Here is a 21,433-nt window from a genome sequence, read left to right as displayed (position 1 = left end):
CACCTCTGCATACCAAGTTCATATAGCAAGTAAACACAACCCAGTGCTGTTATCACACTGGATTGATTGCATTATGCATTACCTAGTTTTTCCAATAATAAAGTATTGTCAGCCAAGGGCCTGCTTTTTTTATCTGTGATAATTTCTGCGTGTAGCACTAAATAGTTGTGTCCTTTTACTTTGGTAACGCGATTGCAAAAGTCAACGATGGCAGAGCGAAACTCAAGAAGATCCTTATCAAAACCACCTTGCTGTAAAAAGCGTTTTCTATTTAGCAGTACGCAATCTTCATGAAGCGCACCAACAGAGCCGGTAGCCCCCAGTTTTGCCGAGTTAAGTACTTCGGTAATCTTGCCATTCTTGCGCTTTAGCCTTAAACCCGAAGCGACAAAATTATAGGCTTGGTCGAGCACAGTAGGGCCAGTGATAAAGACATTATTGTCACGGTCGAAGCCCCAACGTAGCATGGATAACCAATCGCTGTTAATAAGGGTTACGCTCGGCTGCAAAATACAGGCATATTCTCCTTTAAGTTCTTTCACAACGTTATTGATGGCACTTGGCGTGAGGCTGCCGTCAAGTACCTTTAACTGCACGTCTGTATCTAATACCTTTGAGGGCAATGACATTGTCTTCGCGACGTTAGGTGCTGCGCAAACGGTAATGCCAAAGTTGGAGTATTTGGTTTTAGACGCAATTTGAGACAGTAGTTTGCCAACATCACTGGTTGTCTCTGAGACAGGGATAAGCACATCTATATATTCTTTATTGTGCTCAAGCATTTGGCGATGCTTGTACATATGAAAATAAGCATCTATCCACTGTGTTCCTGGCATTTGGGCATAATCATAGCCATGCTTCCAGAACACGTAAGGTAATGATATTTGGTCGCGAATACTAAACCTGTCTAGCTGTTGCCACCAATTTGCGTTTAACGCGTGTACGGTTGCGTTGTGCTGAGCCCTTGCAATTTCGGCGGTTTCAAACAGCCCAAACTCTTCAGGCATGCCATCCTTTTTGTAGTACGCTACTTGTTCACCAAGAATGTCTGAGGTGTCTTTTTGTGCCTGAGAGCATGCATCTTCCTCTTCGTAAAGACAGTTGCGAATTACGTGGTTATGAAGCGCGATATAATTAGATGTTAAGCGCGTATCGATGTGCTCATCAATGTTCTTTCCACGCAGTTTTACGCTCCCATCTATCCATAAAGAGTAGTCGTACCCAATCAGAAACAAATGGCTCAGCAATTTAGCCATACGCGCGTTCTTGGTACTGTTTTCAAACAATGGTTTGACTAACTTTATCGTAAAAGTGCTGCTTTTTAAGTTGGGGTTATCGGTAAAGCAAACGTAGTCCCAGTGCTCATTAATATATTCCGGCTCTTTCAAGTCGTCGTAGCCGCCAAAAATGGCCGTATATACAACGCGTTTATTCCCCTTCGACTCATGCATGAAACTAGCAATAACATCACCGATGGCGGGGAGATAAGGCTCTTTTTTCCAATTAGCGATAAGGCGCTCTATCTCGTCTTTTCCGTGTTTTTTATCTAACGACTTTCTACCACCCACAGTCAGTACTTTTCGCACTTCCTTTGTATAGCTTTTCGATTTAGCGTGGAACACGTAGGTATCATCAGCAACGCGAATAGTAAAACCTGCCTTACGCGCTCTTATAGAGAAGTCGTCTTCTTCACCATAGCCGGTAGGGAAGTATTCTTCGTCTAACGTGCCTATTTTATTAATAACGTCTCGCTTTATGGTGTAGCAAAAGCCATTGACAGAAGGCACTTCTGGGTAGATGCGAGAGGACACAGCTTCCACTAAGTGCCCCATATGCTCGACGGTGTAACCCTCTGGAATGTCGTTAACCAACCATCCACCGTGCTCTTTGTCTTCTCTAATAGGCACGGTTTGCCAACTTGCTGCATTAGACAAAGGACCGACAATGCCGGTTGATTTGTCTGAGTCGAAACAGAACAAAATTTTCTCTAGCCAATATGCTGTTACTATTGTGTCGCTATTTAGCAGCACAACATAATCGCTGGTGCTCTCGCTAAACCCTTTGTTAACGGTTTTTGTAAAGCGCAGGTTTTCTTTATTACGCAGCAAGGTAAACCCGTTATCTTTTTGTGCTTCTTTTAACCAATTTTCTGTTTCAGGTTCACTGCAATCGTCTATTACAATTAAATTAAAGGGGTAGGTACTATGGAAGTACAGCGAGTTAATACACGCTTTTACATCCTCTAGCGCATTATAGACAGGCAGAATAATATCAACCGTTGGCTTGGCTGTCAGTGAACTAAGATAGTTAGCCATCGGGCGTTTTGACAACGTCATTTTATCGGCAGCAATATTATTACTATTAACCACGCTCTGCTCAGCGTTGCTGGTAGTGGTCACCGCTCTTACACTGTTTTGCGAAGCCGATAAGCGGTTTGGCGCTTTTTGATTATCAGTATTTGGCTTGCTTTTCTTGAAGGCTTCGCCTTCGTAAAAGTGCCGTAAGAAATGTATAAAGTCATTCAGCGATGTCTTTTCATCTTCCGACGTTTTTTTGTAGTAACGACGTTTTAAATGAATTTTTCTTTTGCCTTCAAATACTTCATCGAATCCGTGGATTAAGAAATGCTCCAAGCCGTTTGAAAATTCTCCCAAGCCAATGGCGGCTTCTATGTCCTCATTCGCAGCAAGGTATCCAGCTTCATCAAAATGGAGCATAAATGAAAGAGGAGTCAGTTGAGAGGTCTTCACCGTTTGTGCGGTCAAGGTTATCGCTTCACGCATTCTATTATTTAGCTTAAGCGTTGAAAGCACATTTAATGATGTCGATTTTGTGTTTTTGAATGCCGCTGAGTTCAAAACTTTCTCAATAGGAGCAAACGCTGTTTTAAACCATATCGCAGCATTACTTTCAGACAAACGTGCATGCGCATCAAATTGTGATTCTAACTTCAGTTTGTTTTTTTCTGGTAGTTTTGACTTGTTGATATCGGCAAGCGTAGCTTTCACCTTTTTGTAAGCGCTCTCAAGTTCGGCGAATTTTTCTTTTGAGCGATCGTAGGCGCGTTGCGCTGCTTTTTTGTCTAGTTTAGTTGTGCTAACTGTTTGTTCTAAAGTTTTTATTTCTATTTGTGCAAGTTTATTTGCGTGCTCTAACGCTGCGTTTTCTTTTGTGAGCGCCTCTACAGTGCTATTCGTTCTAGTTAGCCATTCTAACTCTTTTATTTGTAGCTCTTGTTTCAGCTCATTGCGTTGCGAGGTCATCTCAAGCAAAGCAGTCTCTGCTTTTATTTTTTCTACCTGAAACTCTCGTATTTTTTCTTGAAGAGAGTACTGGCTGTCTTTCGTTTTTTCGGCGTCGTTGAGTAACTCCGTTAGGCGAGCTATTTCAAGTGTTTGCTTTTTTAATTTGCCTTCGTAATCATCTTTTAAAGCCTTATATTTTTTTCGCTCATTAAATACTTGAGCGAGAAGGTCGGCTTTATCTGCAATGTCGAACATACTTTTTAACTGCTCAAATTCCGATGAGGCTTTATCAAGTACGTTTTTATTCAAGGTTGCATTCTTGTATTCGTTTACAATGTCAGTGATGCAACCCGGCAGAGAAACATTGCGTTCACCTCTACTCGTGTGGTGTTTTAGTGTTTTATCGATAGGGTGGTTATCAGAGCGAGGTAACTCTTTTTCCGCTTTCCCTATAAAAGTACTCAGCGCAGTTGCGATAGGCTCGAAGTTATGTACAAGTTCGTCGAAGTCTATTAGAACGCGCTCAAAATTGCGGGTGTACTGCTCGGCTTTCAACATATGGTCAGCCCACAAGGTATAAGATTTAGCGCGCTTTATACCATTGCGTTTCAATAGCGACTGGGCGATTTCATCCGGCTCTCGATAGGCGAGCACCACTTTAACTTTTATCCCTAAGTTTTTACACGCTTGATACCAAATGGGAAAAAGTATACACAGACGAGGGTCTTTCACCCCGAACTCAGAGAAACTACTGTATTCGTTGACTAACACCTTTTGCGCACGCGCAACTAAGTCAGCAAATGTTTCTTCGTCGAGACTATGAACGTCAAAAAAGACGTCATTCCAGCTGTATCCGCGGTGCGTAAGCAGTGTTTCATTAAATGCTTGCACGGCTTTATTCTCAAAATATCCTTTAGGGTTATCTTCAGAAGGGTCAAGTAACGACGTGCCAAATTCTATCCCTAGACTTTGCAGTGTTGACGCTAAGGCTGACGTGCCTGAACGATGCATTCCTAAGACAAAGTATGCAATATCCATTTAAAAATCCTGATTATAGGTGTTCATACTCTACAAATGTTGTCTAACGCTTTATTTTTAATGTTCGTGCAGGGTTAGCGCAAATAGGTACGAAGATGCTTTGAACTCAATTTTATAAAGCGAAATAATATCGCAATATGCTCGTTGATGAAACTTATGCGTGATAGCATCAAGCATAATATGGTGTTAAGAAATAAATAAAAAATAAGTAAGAATGTGTCGTTATTTGAAAAGTGGTAAAGGTTTACTCGATGAATAAAAAACTGAATGGATTTGAAGTGTATTTTGAAATAGAGCGCCTTTTGAAAAGTGGCCAGCCTGGCGCTGTTATCAGACTTGGTGATGGCGAAGGTGCCTTAATTGGGTTTCCAGATATTACTACTTCTTCTCATTGCGATAACTTCATGAAAATATGGTTTGGTCGTAAAGATATCGCTGACGAAACTAAAATGTGGATGGGCGAACAAATTCGCAACGCAATAAAAGTTGCTGATATAGTGGGCGTTCCAAGAGAAAAGCAGATCCAGAAGCATCCATTGTACGAGGCAGTGCCACGTGCGCTATCTAAATACTCGTTACTCGGTGAAAATGCTTACCTTGCAGATGCAGCGTTACACCGACAGCTGCAGTTTGCGTTGTTCTACAGAAAGCTGCTGAGCAATAAAGATTTTGTAGGGGTGATCTCAAGTAGAGATGTCACCGAGAAACTGAAGCAAGCATTCAATATCCGCCACATTGACCATTATCGCATAATGGGTGAAAGCAAATTTGCTGGCGAAGAGACTTTGCCCCATTATCCAGACGGCTTTAATAAAATAAAAGAAACCCTTAATGTGCCGTACAAAGGCGCATTATTTTTAGTGGGGGCAGGGGGACTTGGGAAAATATATTGCCAATGGATCAAAGAAAAAGGTGGCTTTGCCTTAGACATCGGCTCAATATTTGATGCATGGGCGCACGTGAAGTCGCGGTTAGTTCATCCTTGTCATCAGTTAGAAAGATATCAAGAGACGCCCATTATATCGTTTGAGCAAGCCGTTGAGCGCTATAATCAGCTTTGCGAGAACTTTTCTATGGATACAGGGCGCATATCGTTAGATGATTTTCCCCAGCATATCCATGAGAGTTGGTAGAAAGTAAACTAGTACAAGCAAGACAACGATGGTATTGCCAAGTTTAGGTGAGTAACTTTGGTTTTATTGCTGTGCAAATAATGTGTCCAGCCTTCTTTGCATATCGGTTAAAGAATAAAATGGCGAAGACAGCATGAGCTTGTTTTCGCTAACGACTTTTTGTAATGCGATTAGCTCTGCTTCAGCGTATTCTCTTTTAACGTTCTCAAGCTTTAACGATTCACAATGTGTAAAGCCGAAGGCGTCGGTAAGTGCCTTTCCATTCGTTGTAATTATATCCTCGTACCTAACAATAGGTACGTTTGCGTTCGTATATTGCCGTATAAACCAGTTATAAATGTAGGCCTGACGTTTTGCTACAACGGGTTCGGTCGCCAAAAAGCTCCTTAGCTGAGCATCATACTTCTCCCCGGCCGGAACGTGCCCTCGATTTACTGGTAAATCGACAGAGCGCCACGATAGCATTACATCAACGGGGTTTCTGACAATTGCAACTATTGGGAAGCGCTGCTTGAGAGGTTCAATAATCGAGGCAAAAAATGCATTCTGTTTAATAACCAGAGCGCTGTCTTTACTTTGCGGGGGTAAAGAAAGCAGGCCTCGTTTTGCTACCGCTTTTCTTAAGTCATCGGTTTGTGCTACTGATATTGGGTTGTCTAGCAGTAATGCATCTTTATTGCCGTGCTCAAAAGCCTCGCCGTTAATTAATCTTTGTTCTATATCTTTAATGCTCTTGTACGCTTCAAGCGCTGCGTCGAAACGCGAATTACTTTTGAAACCACCAGGATTAAGTGGTTCGTGAAGAGCAATAGTATTTGCAACGTCATTTAATATTTTACACGCCAGTGTGGTACCGGAGCGCGGAATGCCTGTTAGTAAATATGTTTGCATAATGTAACTGTAAAATAAAAAACCTCGCCGAAGCGAGGTTTTTTTAATTCAAAAAGCGAAGAGCGATTAGTTTACGCCGTTTGCTTCAGGAAGTTTGTTTGACTTACGAGCCTTGATGCTGTTTGCATTTAGGTCTTGAATGTCAATTGTACCTTTTTCTGGGTTAGTGATAACCGCAGATACGCCTACATCTTCATCTTCGCCACCGATGTGAAGAAGAGCAGCAGTACGGCTTCTGCCGTCGAAGCTTGCGATGATGTCAGCAGTTTGAACAACGATTGATGCACCCGCTGGGATAACACCAGAAGCCGCAGCACCTGCGTTTACAGTTGTACCCACTTCAGGAGTGAATTCGAACATGTAAGTTGCAGCAGTTGGACCGTTGTTAGTTAGGTGGAAACGTTGCTTGTAATCAGTGAACGTAGACATGAATGGTACGTCAACAGTGATTGAGTCATAGATTACAGAACCCATTTCGTCAGTAACTGGTGTTGCGTCAGCACCTAGAAGCTCGTTCCAGCCGCCAGAAGTTACGTCAGCGATAACTGAAGGAAGAACTGTGTCCCAAGAAAGAATTGCTGAGTAATCAGATTCTTGGATACGGTTACCATTTTCCCATGGGTTTTCCATGCCAACTAGTAGGTTGTCTTCAACGTCAGACGTCATACCTTCGATGTCTACACAAAGAACGTAGTCGTTGTCTTGAATCTCAGCTTGAGTGAAGTTATCGAAAACAAGTGAGCTGCTAGTTGAAAGTAGTGCGTCTGGCTGGAACAATGTACCGCCGTCACATGAATCACCAGCTGGTGTAGTTGTAACTAGCGCTAGCGCCCAGTTACCGTAAGAGAAATCACCAGTGAAAGTGATTACTGGGTCTTCACCAACAACGTCATCGTTATCGAAGTCGCCGCCGTCAAGGTCAGTTAGTAGGTTACCAGTAGCAACTAGTAGGTCAGTGTCAACTTCACCTAGGCTAGCAGTAGTAGCAGAAACCGCTGCACCACCCCAGTTACCAGTACCGTCGAAGCCACCGTCGTTGTCGCTGTCGTTAGCACTTTGCTGGAAGTCGTAGAAGTTAGTTTCGTCGTGGTCAGCAAACTCTGAATCAGAGTTTAGGAACACAGTGTACTCTGAGTCAACAGACGCGTATACAGTGTTAGGAATAGTGAACTCTTCTTGAACACCGTCAACGAACTGAGCTAGGTCGATAGCCATTGTATCTTTAAGCGTTTCGTCGTTAGCGCGCTGAGCGTCTACCGCATCTTCATATAGACGGTAGCGAGCAGTAGTCACAGAGTCTGTAGGAAGTTTGTAGTCGTCAACTTCAACGTAGAAAGATAGGAATGAAGGAATATCTTCATTCACTGTTGAGTCTGATTCAAAAGCGTTAACTTCGAATACTACGTAGCTTTCACCTTGACCACCTTCAGCGATTGAAGACTGAGGGTTAGGTGTAGATGTTGCTGGGTAGTTTTGAACAGCGTTGTTGGTCGCATTTACCGGCTTAGCTTGCTCAGTAGGGATGTCGTCCCAAGTTAATACAGGCGCGCTTTCGAAGGTTGCACCTTCAGAAAGGTCGATACGGATGTATTTGTTAGTACCTTCAGCGATAGTGAAGCCAACGTTTGCAGTCATGTATGATGACGTGCCGTCGTTATTTTGAACAACAGCTTCGTCAGAACCCCAAGTAAGTTCTTTAACGTAGCTTACAACGCCTGTTTGTAGGTCGCCGTTAGCACCGTCAAGGTCTACAGCTGCTTGAGTAGGGTTTGCATTGGCAAAGCCCGCAGTCATTGCGGCTGTAACTGCTACCGCTAATAGTTTTTTATTTAACATGTATAACTCCTGCAAGAGTAACTATAGTTTTTTGTTGTGCCTTGAACATTTGCCCTTGTCCTTCGGGCAAGTAAACAAAGCTTCTCCTTTAGTACAACGTATCGATAAATGAGTGTTTTCGATACGGTGTATTAAATCCTATTTGTCTTCCTTTAACTGCTTCAATTAGGAAGCGAATTCAGTTTACAAGTAATTGATAGTAAGTCAATTACCCTGCTGTAAACTGTTTTAACACATAAAATTCACCCAAACACTATACTGTGAATGTTATAGATTTATTTCAGTGTCAAAATTTCTAAACACTTATAATTCATTTGAAGACTGCGTTGATGACCAAGTGTCATCAAGAGTTATCGAAGTGACGGAGAAAGTGAAAGGAGGGAGTAAACCAGTGCCTAATTCGACCTTCCGTGTCTCTGAATAACCTTTTGCGCGCGCCTCAAGTATTAGTGCATCATTGGTTGAAAAACGATAGAGTAATTCTTGGTTAAGATCAAGATTATTTACGACTAAAGTTAAACTATCTACACTGGTGAACCACTGATTTGCAGCTCGTTTGCTTAAAAATTGTTCTTTTTGCTCTGGCCACAACCTGCCTAGCAGCGACGGTGGAATCGCATTGATATTTAACGAAGAACTGTATTCGGTGGAGCATTCGTTCGCGATACTTGGGAAGCGTTCTATTAAATCCGTCCAGTGAGGGATTAGGCTGAGTTCGCTGCAATCTTGCACAAAATAGTTTGTAGGCAATGGCATAGGAAATTGTTTGGGGTAAGATAACCGTTCAGCGCCCGCTGCTCGCACATCTTCATCAGCGTCAATGTAATCAAGTAGTGTGTCTTTGTATTTCTGGTTTGTAGAAACGTTCTCGCCATACCCTTCAAGCCACTTTTCAAGCCAAAAACTGCTTTGTGTATTGATGGGTATAAGACCATTCTCAGCTTGCATGCGAAAGTGTAACATTTTGTTACCAACTTGCTCGGTGTAGGGAAAGCTATCTAGCCTGTATTCATCGAAGGTGAGAGTTTGTGTCCAGTTGCCGTCTAACCGTATCAAGCCTTCTTTATTTTTACCGGTGCTTAAACCGGCTACAGTAAAACGCTGTGTAGCGGCTAAGTACGTTAACTCATGTATTTTCCCCTGTACTAGGGCCTTATTATCTACCAATGCTTTCGCGCTTTGAGCCAAGTCTAAGCGAGAGGACAAAATACTGTGAGCAGATGCAATTAACAGTACTAGCATCGTCAATACAATGAGCACGGTAAGCAATACAGCGCCAGATTGGCGAAGAGGGTTAGATGCCATGGTCGCCATAGAGTCCTAAGCTGGGGGGAATTGGGGGAGCTAATGCGGTACCTGCTACGGTATATACCCAATCGTTTTCGTTGTTCGTTATTTTAATCGCTGCAGGTAAGCGCGACGAATCTGGTACATATTCTTTCACCCATGAATCTTCTACAAGGTACTCAAAATGATACTGTCCATTTAAACTCGCAACCCTTGTATTTTCGCCTTCATCGGTTCTTAAAAATAGCGTTTGTCCGTTGCCTTCCGAGACGAGAAACCACGATATGTTTGTTGGCTTTGCTTTAATTATGCCAGGAGGTGTTATTGTTATGAAGTTGACGCTTTCTTCAAACCCTGTAAAACCCCAGTGAAAGGGATGATATAGCTGAGCCCCTTGAAAGCTGTCGATAAACCATTTCTTAGGCAGTAGCCCTTTATTTACCACAAGCTGCTGGTTATTAAGCTTTTCGAAATTCCGCCATGTTGTGCCTAACCCCTCTACCAGCAGTGTAGTGGTGATTGACATAATGACCAGCACCACTAGCATTTCAATTAGTGTGAATCCGCCTTGGCTGCGCTTTGAATTAGAGCGATAAGGGTACATATGTGTCATCCCTCCATTGCTTAACCATTTGTGTACTAGTGCGTGCAAGCAAGGTTTCGTTCTTTTTGAATGTAAGCTCAACATCATACAGGGCTACCACCCAAGCAGGGTTTTTCCTGTAGGGTTCATTAATACTCGAACGCGTCTGTGTAGCTTTCCAGCCAATCGTATACGTATTAATGTCAATCGTACCCTCGTCTTCTTTATTAAAGTTGATAGACATAAGATGCGCATGTGCCTGGTCGTAAATGAGCGGTAGCTCTACTGCCGTTTCAATTTTTTTGCTTGTAATAACGGCAGTGCCGAACCACTCCCATACAAATGCAAAAGACGTTGCTAATATCACTAAAGCAACGAGCGACTCTAAAAGGGTAAATCCTCTCTGATTCATTGAATTCTGGTTATTTTGCAAAATGGCGCTTCAACGTCGTACCTAACTTGCTTGTCGCCAATATCGGCAATTAACGTTCCCTCTACACAAAAGCCGGTATTGCTCACTACTATCGGGCGTTCAATGACAAATGGCATGTTGGACAAAGCAGTTAACTGAGATGAACTCGTAATAACCTGTTTTTTGTTGGTTAGCAGCGACTTTAAGGGAAGCGCTGAAATGATATTCTCAAGTTCTGCACGTTTTGCAGCGGCTTCTCTTGCTTCCATCCATTTGAACACCGCAGGCGAAACCACTGACGAAATAAGCCCTAGTAGCACTAGGGCAATTAATAGCTCGATCAGTGTAAAGCCTTGGCTAGCCTTGGTTTGGTACATAACCTACATCTGCGTTTATGTCTTCACCACCTTGTTGGCCGTCCGCACCGTAGCTATAGAGTAAAAAGCCATGGTCAGTTGCTGCGTTAATTTCATAAACATAGCTGTTGTTCCATGGGTCAAGCGGAACCTTTTCTTCTAAATACGGGCCGTCCCAATATTGTTTTACGTTTTCTGGTGCCGTTCTGAGCCCTTCTAATGTAGGGGGATACTGGCCCACGTCAAGGCGATAGGTTTGTAACGCCATTTTTAGCATTTTGATTTGTGTATCAGCTGTTTTTACTTTTGAACTATCTACTTTACCAAAAAATTGAGGCCCAACTATCCCTGCTAATAAACCAAGAATAACCAGAACAACAAGCAGTTCAATCATTGTGAAACCGCGACTTCTTATCATTATTTTACTCCTTAAATAGCGATATCTGTACTTGCTGTTATCGCAAGAACAATACCTAAAATCATAATACCAATCATTACGCCCACTATTAAAATAGCGACAGGTTCAACAAGCGTTAGCACTTGTTTCATACGCCGTTTACAGGCTTCATCATGAAGTTTTGCCACTGCCCCCAGCATCGTTGCAAGCTGGCCAGTTTTATCTCCAACGGCAATAAGGTTTAATGAACTGGCTGGCAACAGTTGAGCGCGTTCTAAGCTTTCTGTCAGCGTCATGCCAGACTGAACATCATTTATAAGTGCCTGCGCTTTGTGTTTGCGAGCGTCGAACATGCTCGATTGTGCAGCAAGCGTTAACGTATTAATAAGACTAACACGAGCACTTAACATTGCACTTGATAATGAGGCCCATTTTGCCGCGTCCTGTTCTTCTAGCCACGGTCCAATTACGGGAACAGACAAGCTCAAGTTGGTTATGTATTTTCTTACGCGCGGGTTAGAAAGTATCACCGCCACACTGATAACGATGGCGGCCAAAGAGCCCGCTATCATGATAGGATGATCATTAGCAAATTGGCCTGCACTCAATACTACCCAAGCAAGGGTTGGTAGTTCAGTAGTACTATCTAACATGTGCGAAAACTTAGGCACCACAGCAAAGAAAATAATTAACATCGCTGCCAGTCCAGAAAGAATAAGGACTGCAGGGTAAGTGAGTGCTCCCTTAATTTCATTTTTCACGGCTTGGTCGTAATTCATTTGCTCGGATGCATTGCGCAAAGCAACAGCTAATTCACCGCTTAATTCACCTGCACTCACCAAATGAGACACATAGTCGGGAAAAGGGAGGGAGGACTCTGTAATAGCTTTTGAAAACGATTCACCACTTTCAATCAGGCTCGCTATCTTTTTAAAACCTTTTGCTAACCCAGCATGTTCTTTGTTTTTCGCAAGTGCATTTACTGCCTCAACAAGCGTAACCCCGGATTCTGTAAGTGTGGCAAGTTCCTGAAGGGGAAGTGTTAAATCTGAAACCGTTACTTTTTTACTTTTTAGGTGCGTATCGTCATTTGGCGTTACACTGATTGCTTCAATGCCTCTGTCGGCAAGCGCGCGGACAACGTCGACATCCGACACACCATTGAGTTCGCCCTCGACAAGTTCAGATGTTTTAACATTAATACCCTGATACGTATACTTCACGATGCATCCTCATCGAGAGAGCATACTCTAAGTACTTCCTCGGCAGTCGTGACACCTTTTGCCGCCTTTAACAGTCCATCTTCAATCAGTGAACGATATCCGGCATTTCTTGCAAGTTTTCTTATTTTGCCTACTTCTTCGTTGTCGGCAATGGCCTGACGGATAGCGTTAGTCACTGGCACTAGCTCATATATGCCAATTCTTCCGCGATATCCCTTACCATGGCAGGCTTTACATCCTACAGCCTTTTTCCAACTGATATTTTCCTCGCCAAGCATCGCTTTACTTTTTGAATCAAGAGAAATGTAGCTGGGCGGTGGCGCATCTTCAGCACACTCCGTACAAAGCTTTCGCACCAAACGCTGTGCCTGAACGCCTTGAATACTGGCAGCGGTAAGATAGGGTTCCACACCTATATCGGCCAATCGCGGAAAAACCGAGCAGGCGTCATTAGTATGCAGTGTCGACAAGACTAAGTGGCCAGTGAGCGAGCTTTGAATGGCAATGTCTGCGGTCTCTTTATCGCGTATTTCACCTACCATGATAATGTCAGGGTCTTGACGTAAAAACGTCCGCAGCGCTTTTGCGAAGGTATAGCCAATGTCGGCGCGTGCCTGTACTTGAATAATCCCGTCGAGTTGATATTCAACCGGATCTTCGACCGTCAGTATCTTTTCTTCGCCGGTTTTTATGTCGGCTAATAGTCCATAAAGCGTGGTCGATTTACCCGACCCTGTGGGCCCGGTAACAAGAATAATACCGTTGCTGAGCTCTCCCCATTCTTTAATGAGCTTAAGGTGGTCGTCTTCAAATCCTAATGCTGCCAGCTTGAGTTCATCACGTTGCTTGGGCAATAAACGCATGACGATAGATTCTCCGCGCACATCAGGTGCCGTAGATACACGTACATCGTACTCTTTCTTTCCAGCTCTAGTAGTGAATCGGCCATCCTGAGGCAGACGCCTCTCTGCAATATCGAGTTGTGAAAGTAATTTTATTCTAGACGCGATAGCAGGGAAACGAGAAGAGGGCTGTTGCATGAACTCAACCAGTTTTCCGTCTACCCTAAACCTGACCACCATATTTTTTTCACCCGCTTCAATATGGATGTCTGAGGCTTCTGCGAAAATTGCACGTTCAACAATACTGTTCACTAAGTTGATAACCGGTGCTTCTTCAGCAAGGGCCGCAATATCGGTGGTATGCGTGCCGAAGAGTTCTGATACAGCGCGTTCGCGGCTAATATCGTCCTCCACGGTTACTGCCATTGCTGGTGTAAGTAACCTCAGTTCTATTTCGTATGACTCAGTGCCAACTAATACAACGCTCAAATCACTCGGCTTTTTAAGATAGCCAGTAAATAATATAAGTGTTCTATTGTCTTTTATAACTGGAAAGATATGGTTGGTTACACACCAATCGGCATTCAGTTCTAGGGTGTCTAGCGCTTGAATTACGTCTGACGCTAACGGGCACGCACTTACTTTATCTACTAGAGGCCAATTCAATACATGGGCAATGCTCTCGTACAGGGTATCGTCGCCGATGAGTCCCATTCGTGAAATGGCTGCAATAGCGTTTAATGACATCTCTTGGGCTGAGCTCTTTACAAATTCTGCTTGGCTCTCGTCAAGATGCCCGCGCGTGAGAAGTTCGGTGACAACACGCTCTTCTATATTCCCTTTTACGCTAGATTCAATAAACGTTGATATTGTAAGTGACAAAGCTGTTCCTGCAACGAAGATAAAGTAAGGCGTCGAAAAATTACGTTAAACAAGTTAACATGTTACGTTATATTAAACGAAAGTTTTATTTGGTTACGGACACCGATACATATGGCATCTCTTTTAAGTCGCTTTCCTGATAAATTTGACCGAGTATTAGATCACCTCGACTCAATTTTTTGGGATGAGCAACTGCAAACCGATCATCAAACGCCTGCATTCTATGTGTATAAGTCTTACCCTTCAAGCGTTAGTGGCAAGCGGTTGGAAAGTTGGATAAAACTTCAAGAGAAAGCGTTGTCGCCGTATAAAAGTGGCAAGTGCTATTCTATTGCACTTAAAAAAGGCGTGGCATTTTGGTTTGCTAAAAGTGAATTTAACGGGGCGCCCGAGTCGTCGCGCCAACGCGCCTTAAGTGATGGCACATGGTTTGTCAAAGGTAAGTCGCTAGCTTATCGTCAAACGTGGCAAGATGGCATAATGCTTAACTGCGAGTTACTTGCTTTAGCTACTTTGCCTGAGGATAGCGTAGCGATAGGTGAACTAGAACGCAAAAGTTCTTGGGCACAGTCAAGACAAATAGACGAATTCATAAGACAGCCAATTTTCGGCTTCACCATTGTAGGTGTTGCCGCTCTGTTTGTTGCAGTGTGGTTGTCCACTGCATATTTTGCACAATTTGTGGGGGAACAGCGCTTAGCTTCAACCATGAGCGAGCTAGATGACGCGCTTGGGGAGACGCTTTTGGAGCGTGAGCGCTACCAGCGGAACTTGCAGAGTGAACAGGGGTTATCTGAATGGCGAAATCAATTTGGTCATCTTCCAGATACGCTTGCAGCGGTTATCACTATTGTGGAAAAACAGACGCCATGGAAAGCAGGTAAAATTCGCTGGCAAAGTGGGCTTCTCAAGGTCACGTTATTTTCTCAAGAGCTGGATATAACAGCACTGGTAAAGGATTTAGAGGATACCGCACTGTTTAAAAGCGTATCGGTAAGGCCACAAGAAAAAGCGTATTTGTGGTCATTAGAGGTTGAAGTTAATGATTGATGCATTTAAACAAAGTGCCGCATGGGCGGAGTTTTCTTCCAATATTCGTCTTCAATGGATGCTTGTAGCTATTGCTGCAATTCTGTTAATAAGTGGCACGAAAACTTTGTTCGATACGCTGTCAGAAAATAGGTCTGACGCAATGCGCACCCATCAAATGATTGAAAAAATGGTGGCGGCCGCCAGCAATCCGGTGTCAGAAGAGGCGATGGCAAATGCGGCAAATAAAGTTGAACGGTTTTATGCGCAAATTCCGAAAGTGGAAAGTGCGAGTATTGCAGAGGCCGAGGCGTTTTCGGCAGCGTCAAAAATTATCAACACGACCATAGCGAGGCCTCGTTCTAAATTAGTTGGAACTGAAACGCTCAGAATTAGCAACAAAACATTTTGGCAGGTTCGCATTCAAATAGATGGTGGGTTACACGAACTAAACTTAATTCCTTTGCTTGCTTTTTTCGATAAGAAAAACTTGCAAATTAGACTCAATAGCTTAGATTTCCAGCCTGATACAAGAGGGAACGTTACGTTAGTTGTTGATTATCTTTATATGCAAGGGAAAGTGTAAATGTCTAAATTGTTGTATCTAGTAGGCGCAGTGGTTGTCTTACTAATTACATTATCCTTTCTTTCTCATCGACTTCCGCCCACAACCGAAGTTGCCCTTATATCAACGGAAGCGGTCGTTGAGGAAAAAACCGAATCAACGCAAGACTGGCAGGCCGTGTTAAAGTCAGTACCGTCTTATTTCAAAACGCCTGATGACAACAAAGCTGAAAATACGAAGAATGAGCCAAAACGCATGCCAACCGAGGCAAGGCTGATTGCGGTAGTAAATTTAGATAATGTATCTGAAGCAGCAGGTGTTTTTGTTTTGCCAGGTGAAGTCGAGCCTAAAATGTTTAAGGCCGGTGAAACGTGGCTTGCGCCTTGGGAGATAAGTAGCGTCAACGCTAACTTTGTTACTTGGGTAAATACTGAAGATAATACTGAAGTCAAGCAAAGGCTTTTTTAAAAAAACGATCAATGAATTCTATTATGCAGACTAAAACTACAATTTTCAGGCGCTCTCTTTTATTCACGTCTATGCTTGCATTGCTCAGTGGGTGCGCCAGCCTTTCTGATCTCTCTTCGAAAGGCCCCGCTTACAAGCTGTCAAAAAATGATGAAGAGACGTTTAATACACCGCTGCGCCCTCCTAAACCTCTGTCAGAAGTGTCTTCTCAAGTGACGACTGGCGATGACGATGAAATTGCTACGTCTATGCAAATAATTCAGCCACCCAAGGTGCCTGTAAAACAAGCGTCTAGAGAAGCTGAGTCGATGTTTGTACCTCAGCTTGAAGATACAAAGGTAGAACGACAGTCTTATAATAACATGCCAGTCACTTCGTTTATAAACGAGGTCTACGGCAATCAATTGGGCCTAAACTTTGTTATCCAGCCTACGCTCAAGCAAGTAAAGGACTTAATAACACTTCGCGTTGCTGACCCCTTAAGTCAGAAAGACTTTTACGCGCTCGTTACCAGAACATTAGAAGATTATGGCATTACCACGTTTGAAAACGATGGTGTCCTGGTTTTTGACTACTCAGTATCTGTAGCTGAAGGGCTTCCATTGCTAGCGACCGGAGAGACACTGCCGGAAATCCCCGTAGGTAATCGACCTATTTTTCAGATCTATCCGCTTAAATATGTTAAGCCAACCCAAGTTCGCTCAACAATTTATCAGATGTTCCCTAAAAGTGACTTGTCTATTGCCGAAGATGTGCAGCGCAATGCCATAACGTTACGTGGCAAATTGAACTTGGTAAGGCAAGCTGTTGAAGCCATTAAAGTGCTAGACAGACCTTCTTTAACCGATATGCACAGCGTTATACTGCGTCCGAACGTGAATTCGGCCTCTGAGTTGTCTAATCAGTTGGAAGAGATTTTAAAAACAGAAGGCCTTAATGTCGGAAGAGCTAATTCTTCAACGCCTGTGCGTTTCTTGCCGCTAAATGCGAGCGAACAGCTCATCGTTTTCAGTGCATCGTTAGATGTATTGGACTACATCGTGGAGTGGGCGGAAAAACTTGAAGTACAGCGCCAAACGGGACTGGAGAATGGGTTATTTAGTTACCAAGTCAAGAGTACTCAAGCATCGCACATTGTAGAAATTCTTAACCAATTTGGCACAGGCATAGCGCTGACCGCAGATGGACAAGCATCTAGCGCCGCGCTTAATAAATTCGCTGTAGATGAGCAGCTCAACACAATACTATTTAGCGGTAGCGGCAAAGCGTGGGCGACGGCGTTAGATTTAATTAAAAAGCTTGATAAGCCTGCGCCAGCGGTGATGATAGAAGTCATTTTGGCTGAGGTGAGTTTAAATGAGTCTGACGAGTCTGCGATTGAGTGGTTCAGACGTAATACAGTAGGCGCATACGAAATTATTACTTCTACTGAAGGTTTAGACGTTGTATCAGGGGGCGGTCTCAGCCTTTCGCTTTCAAGAGGAGCACAAACTCGCGCGGCAGTGAACTTTCTGTATAAGAACAGCCGCACGACCATTCGTTCTCGTCCACGGATAATGGTAAAAAGTGGTCAAAGTGCCTCTATTGATGTGGGAGACAGAGTACCTATTATTACATCGAATGTGCAAAGCACGAATTCTTCCGATGCGCAGGTGGTTCAACAGGTTTCCTATCAAGAAACCGGAGTGCTACTTGATATAAAACCGACTGTTCATGCTACTGGGTTTGTAGATATAGAAGTATCTCAAGAGTTAAGTGAAGCAGTGAGTACAGAGTCGAGCACGATAAATTCACCCACGATAAGAACAAGAAGTTTAGATACCGTGCTTACATTGCGAGATGGCGGCTCTGTTCTTATTGGCGGGCTTATTCGTTCTACTGATGCTGAAGGTGAAACCGGTGTGCCTATTTTAGGAAAACTGCCGGGCATTGGTAAGCTATTCAGGGGCGATAATTCGGAAAACAACAGAACTGAATTAATGATAATGATCATTCCTTACATTCTAAATTCGCCACAAGAGGCAGAAACACTAAGTGATGATCTACAGAAAGCGCGATTTAAATCAATAATGGAAGAATAAATCGCTTTTTCTTGTTGAAGAATGTGCGGGCTAAGTATGGCCCGCTTGTGTAAGTTAGTTATTTGAAGAAGGTACAACGTGGTAAAAGGAACGTTTACTAAGTTTTTTTGGGTATTTCTTGTTTTATCTTTATTAAGTTACTTAGCTTATTCAACTAGCTTTAATGTACCATTTTACTTAGATGATTTTGGAAGCATTGTTAATAATGCTAATTTGCACGACGCATCCTTTTCATCGTTGTTTTCTGCCTATGGTTTAAGAACGATAGGCTATGTGTCGTTTTGGGCGGATTTTTCGCTTTATAAGCTATCGCCAGTAGGCTACCACCTTACCAATCTGATTATCCATGTATTCAACGGCGCATTGGTGTTTGTTCTACTACGCAAGTTGATAAACATTGCCAAAACAGACGTTTCTGACAAAACTGCGCTTTATGTATCTGTTGTTGGTGCATTACTTTTTCTGCTTCATCCATTGCATACACAAGCAGTAACCTACATTGTTCAAAGATTGGCGTCATTGGTGGCGTTCTTTTATCTACTTAGTATGTGCTGCTTCATTTTCGCGAGAACCGCTTCCCAGTTGAGGACGCGTTTTGTGTTGTTTTCATTGGCGTTGATTGCGGCGATATGTGCATTACTCACCAAGCAAAATGCAGTTACGCTTCCATTTGCTTTGCTTCTTTTGGAGTGGATATTTTTCAATAGAAAAGTGGTTAATAAACTTTTCATTGCTGTATGTGTGCTGCTTATCGCTATCGTTCCTGTTTATCTTGTCTTCCCTGATGACGTTGCATATATAGCAAGTAGCATCGATACCATGACGCGAGAGACAACAGGGATATCGCGCTGGGATTATTTTTGTACCCAGCTTTATGTTCTGTGGATTTATATCGGAAAGTTCTTTTGGCCGGCATCTTTGCATTTAGACTATGGGGATAGTGTTAGCAATCTTGCCAAAAGCGCCATCGCTCTGGCGGCATTGGCGCATGCGTGCACGTTGACACTTGCCTTATATTTACGCAGAAAACTACCGTTAATTTCCTTCGGCATTTTGTTTTTCTATGTCGCCCACTTAGTAGAGTCGTCCGTTATACCTATTAGAGATTTGGTATTTGAGCATCGAAGCTATTTGCCCGACGTAGGACTAATCCTAGCCCTTTGTGCGCTCAGCCTTATTTTTATAAAGTTTGTCAAAACCAGGGGAGCACACATTGTTGTTGCAACAAGCGTCTGCGCTGTATTGGCCCTGTTGGGATATTTAACGTATGAGCGCAACAATCAGTGGAGCAATCCTGAACAATTTTATGAAAACGAACTAGCACACAACCCCACTAATGTTCGAACTATACACAATTACGCTGAATATGTTGGTAGACAAGGCGATTTAGAAAAAGCTGAGCAGCTTATTAAAAAAATGTATGAAGTGTCTGGCGGAAAGTTAGATGGTGCTATGGTAAACACGCATATTGTTCTGCTTATGTCGCAGGGCAAGTATCGTGATGCAGTAGGGTTAGCACGCAGGCTACTTGAGCAGGATACATTGCACCCAAGAACCCGTGTTTACGTGCTGTCCAACGTTGGTATTGTCTATACCAGGCTGGGTAGATATGCATCTGCGGATAAATACTTTAGAGAAGCATACCCTAGTGGAGAAATGACGGTAAAAGGTTTAACTGCTTATGCTTTTTCACTAATTAAAAACGGTTATCCATTGCGGGCGTTAAAAGTGATTGACGACATTAAAAGACTTCAACCAAACGATAAAAAAATAGAAGCGCTGACGAAAATGGCAACAGGGTTACAGGCTGACGCGATTGCAGACGATGAAAGCCAAGAATCAACACCTCCATTGCTTAATTAATAAAACGGTGACACAGTGTTAACTAGCTTTTTGAATAAGTTCGTAAAGTCGAAAGTATATTTCACCATTGAAACAGGCCAGCAAGGTTTCACAGACCAAATGATGCAGCTGTCTGCTTTTTATAAACTAGGAAGAGCAGCTGGCTTTGAGTATCACCACACTCGATTCGTTTCAACAAGAAGCAATCCGTTGGTGACCTCAGAAAAAGAAGCGTACGGCGATATATATGATTTTTTGGGAATTACCGACTACTTTTCTGGTTTTAATCGCGGCGAGTTCGAGCCTGACGATGTATTTGAAGTCAACCTGAGTGATGCCATAGTAGAACGTGAAAATATTCAAAATTTCAAGGCGCTGGTGCAGTACGTGCAAAAGTCGGTCGCGAATGCTTTAAAAGAAAAGGAAAGCGACGCGCCTAAACTTTTCATTCTTAGACTCGAGCGCGCCAGACCCGCCCCAGGGAAAGGTAAAAGGCAGTTTTTTTCCCTTATCAATGCGTCAAGCAAAGCCAACAAATTTTCTATTGGGTTTAAAGAAATTTATAACCAGCACCGCGCAAAAAAGCCTTTTATTAATAACCTTAATTTCGACAAAACAAATGTATTAATCCATATTAGGCAGGGCGACACGGCTGTTGTTAAGACGCCTTGGAACGCTTACATACCCGTCGATAAAAGGCGACCTGATTATTTAACAGAAAATCATCGTTTAGAAGATATTACAGAACGATATTTTGATAAGTTCGTAGACTCAATTTTTACCCCCGAGGATTATTATACGTTTTGGACGTCGCTAGCGCCGTATATTCAAAACGACATTCAACTAAAAGTATTTTCTGACGGTTACCAAAGAGCCATCGACGCTATCCTTAATGGGGGGCGTTTACTGCCGTTGACGGAAGAACAGAAACACGAATTGACGGTGCAAAAGAGTAATATAGATAGCGATACTTTTCAGTGTTTCCATCGTTTAGCCTACGCGGAATGCGCTGTCGGCGAATCCGCTCATTCGCTTTACCAATTAGTTGATAGTGCGTTAAGAACCGATATCATTATTACTGCTGCACAACAACGTATGTTGCCAAAGTTGATTGCGAACTATGTGCCCAAGGGTAAGCCGTACGTGATTGTGCTTTACCGAAACGTAATGCCTGATTACTCAGATATAACAGGTGCAGATACCAGCCGATTTATTTACGTTAATATTGATAAACCTGACTTCCAGAATATCGTAGCGCGTTTGAAGGAAACCTAACCTAATATTGGAAACAGTCCTTTTCATTAAGTTGCTGTTCCCATACCA

Annotated in this window: 17 protein-coding genes; 7 read left to right on the top strand and 10 right to left on the bottom strand. The window is 43.0% G+C overall.

The window, feature by feature from the left end; genetic code table 11:
• Nucleotides 1-71: 71 nt before the first annotated feature.
• Nucleotides 72-4,283, bottom strand: a complete 4,212-nt coding sequence (locus BK026_RS11980) for a glycosyltransferase (RefSeq protein WP_071816050.1) — start codon at nt 4,281-4,283, stop codon at nt 72-74.
• A gap of 251 nt (nt 4,284-4,534) precedes the next feature.
• On the opposite strand from BK026_RS11980, the gene BK026_RS11975 reads away from it, so the two are divergent.
• Entirely contained in the window at nt 4,535-5,416 is an 882-nt protein-coding gene (locus tag BK026_RS11975; RefSeq protein WP_071816049.1) for a hypothetical protein, read from the top strand.
• A 63-nt stretch (nt 5,417-5,479) separates the two neighbouring features.
• On the opposite strand, the gene BK026_RS11970 is transcribed toward BK026_RS11975, so the two are convergent.
• From BK026_RS11970 to BK026_RS11930, 9 genes are all read right to left on the bottom strand, one after another.
• Nucleotides 5,480-6,307 (bottom strand): sulfotransferase, encoded by an 828-nt coding sequence (locus tag BK026_RS11970; protein WP_071816048.1) that lies wholly within the window; start codon nt 6,305-6,307, stop codon nt 5,480-5,482.
• Between the two features lie 66 nt (nt 6,308-6,373).
• Nucleotides 6,374-8,143, bottom strand: a complete 1,770-nt coding sequence (locus BK026_RS11965; RefSeq protein WP_071816047.1) for a hypothetical protein — start codon at nt 8,141-8,143, stop codon at nt 6,374-6,376.
• Nucleotides 8,144-8,446: 303 nt separating this feature from the next.
• The gene (locus tag BK026_RS11960) at nt 8,447-9,448 is read right to left on the bottom strand and encodes a type II secretion system protein GspK (protein ID WP_071816046.1); all 1,002 of its coding nucleotides are present in this window, start codon (nt 9,446-9,448) and stop codon (nt 8,447-8,449) included.
• A complete protein-coding gene (locus tag BK026_RS11955) occupies nt 9,438-10,043 on the bottom strand; it encodes a type II secretion system protein (RefSeq protein WP_177247909.1) in 606 nt (201 codons plus the stop codon). Before BK026_RS11955 ends, BK026_RS11960 begins: the two co-directional genes overlap by 11 nt.
• A complete protein-coding gene (locus BK026_RS11950; protein ID WP_071816044.1) occupies nt 10,015-10,425 on the bottom strand; it encodes a type II secretion system protein in 411 nt (136 codons plus the stop codon). The genes BK026_RS11955 and BK026_RS11950 overlap by 29 nt, the downstream gene beginning before the upstream one ends.
• A complete protein-coding gene (locus tag BK026_RS11945) occupies nt 10,422-10,802 on the bottom strand; it encodes a prepilin-type N-terminal cleavage/methylation domain-containing protein (RefSeq protein ID WP_071816043.1) in 381 nt (126 codons plus the stop codon). Before BK026_RS11945 ends, BK026_RS11950 begins: the two co-directional genes overlap by 4 nt.
• Nucleotides 10,783-11,199 carry a type II secretion system major pseudopilin GspG gene (gene gspG / locus BK026_RS11940; RefSeq protein ID WP_071816042.1) on the bottom strand — a complete coding sequence of 139 codons (417 nt, stop codon included), beginning with the start codon at nt 11,197-11,199 and terminating at the stop codon, nt 10,783-10,785. The genes BK026_RS11945 and gspG overlap by 20 nt, the downstream gene beginning before the upstream one ends.
• Before the next feature lie 11 nt (nt 11,200-11,210).
• Nucleotides 11,211-12,401, bottom strand: a complete 1,191-nt coding sequence (locus BK026_RS11935; RefSeq protein WP_071816041.1) for a type II secretion system F family protein — start codon at nt 12,399-12,401, stop codon at nt 11,211-11,213.
• The gene (locus BK026_RS11930; RefSeq protein ID WP_256253791.1) at nt 12,398-14,125 is read right to left on the bottom strand and encodes a GspE/PulE family protein; all 1,728 of its coding nucleotides are present in this window, start codon (nt 14,123-14,125) and stop codon (nt 12,398-12,400) included. Before BK026_RS11930 ends, BK026_RS11935 begins: the two co-directional genes overlap by 4 nt.
• 111 nt (nt 14,126-14,236) lie before the next feature.
• On the opposite strand from BK026_RS11930, the gene BK026_RS11925 reads away from it, so the two are divergent.
• The 6 genes from BK026_RS11925 to BK026_RS11900 all read left to right on the top strand — a co-directional run bounded on the left by BK026_RS11925 (nt 14,237) and on the right by BK026_RS11900 (nt 21,385).
• Nucleotides 14,237-15,175, top strand: coding sequence for a hypothetical protein (locus BK026_RS11925; protein WP_071816040.1), 939 nt, complete (start codon nt 14,237-14,239; stop codon nt 15,173-15,175).
• The gene (locus tag BK026_RS11920; RefSeq protein WP_071816039.1) at nt 15,168-15,740 is read left to right on the top strand and encodes a hypothetical protein; all 573 of its coding nucleotides are present in this window, start codon (nt 15,168-15,170) and stop codon (nt 15,738-15,740) included. The genes BK026_RS11925 and BK026_RS11920 overlap by 8 nt, the downstream gene beginning before the upstream one ends.
• A complete protein-coding gene (locus BK026_RS11915) occupies nt 15,741-16,187 on the top strand; it encodes a hypothetical protein (protein ID WP_071816038.1) in 447 nt (148 codons plus the stop codon).
• Between the two features lie 23 nt (nt 16,188-16,210).
• Complete coding sequence (locus tag BK026_RS11910) at nt 16,211-18,268, top strand: secretin N-terminal domain-containing protein (RefSeq protein ID WP_256253790.1); 2,058 nt, start codon at nt 16,211-16,213, stop codon at nt 18,266-18,268.
• Between the two features lie 78 nt (nt 18,269-18,346).
• Nucleotides 18,347-20,131: a tetratricopeptide repeat protein gene (locus tag BK026_RS11905; protein ID WP_071816037.1), complete on the top strand. Its 1,785-nt coding sequence runs from the start codon at nt 18,347-18,349 to the stop codon at nt 20,129-20,131.
• Nucleotides 20,132-20,146: 15 nt separating this feature from the next.
• The gene (locus tag BK026_RS11900) at nt 20,147-21,385 is read left to right on the top strand and encodes a hypothetical protein (protein WP_071816036.1); all 1,239 of its coding nucleotides are present in this window, start codon (nt 20,147-20,149) and stop codon (nt 21,383-21,385) included.
• Nucleotides 21,386-21,433: the final 48 nt, after the last annotated feature.

Origin of the sequence: Alteromonas sp. V450 (assembly GCF_001885075.1) — a bacterium.
In the GTDB taxonomy this organism is placed as follows: domain Bacteria; phylum Pseudomonadota; class Gammaproteobacteria; order Enterobacterales; family Alteromonadaceae; genus Alteromonas.
This window is presented reverse-complemented; position numbering and strand designations above follow the sequence as displayed.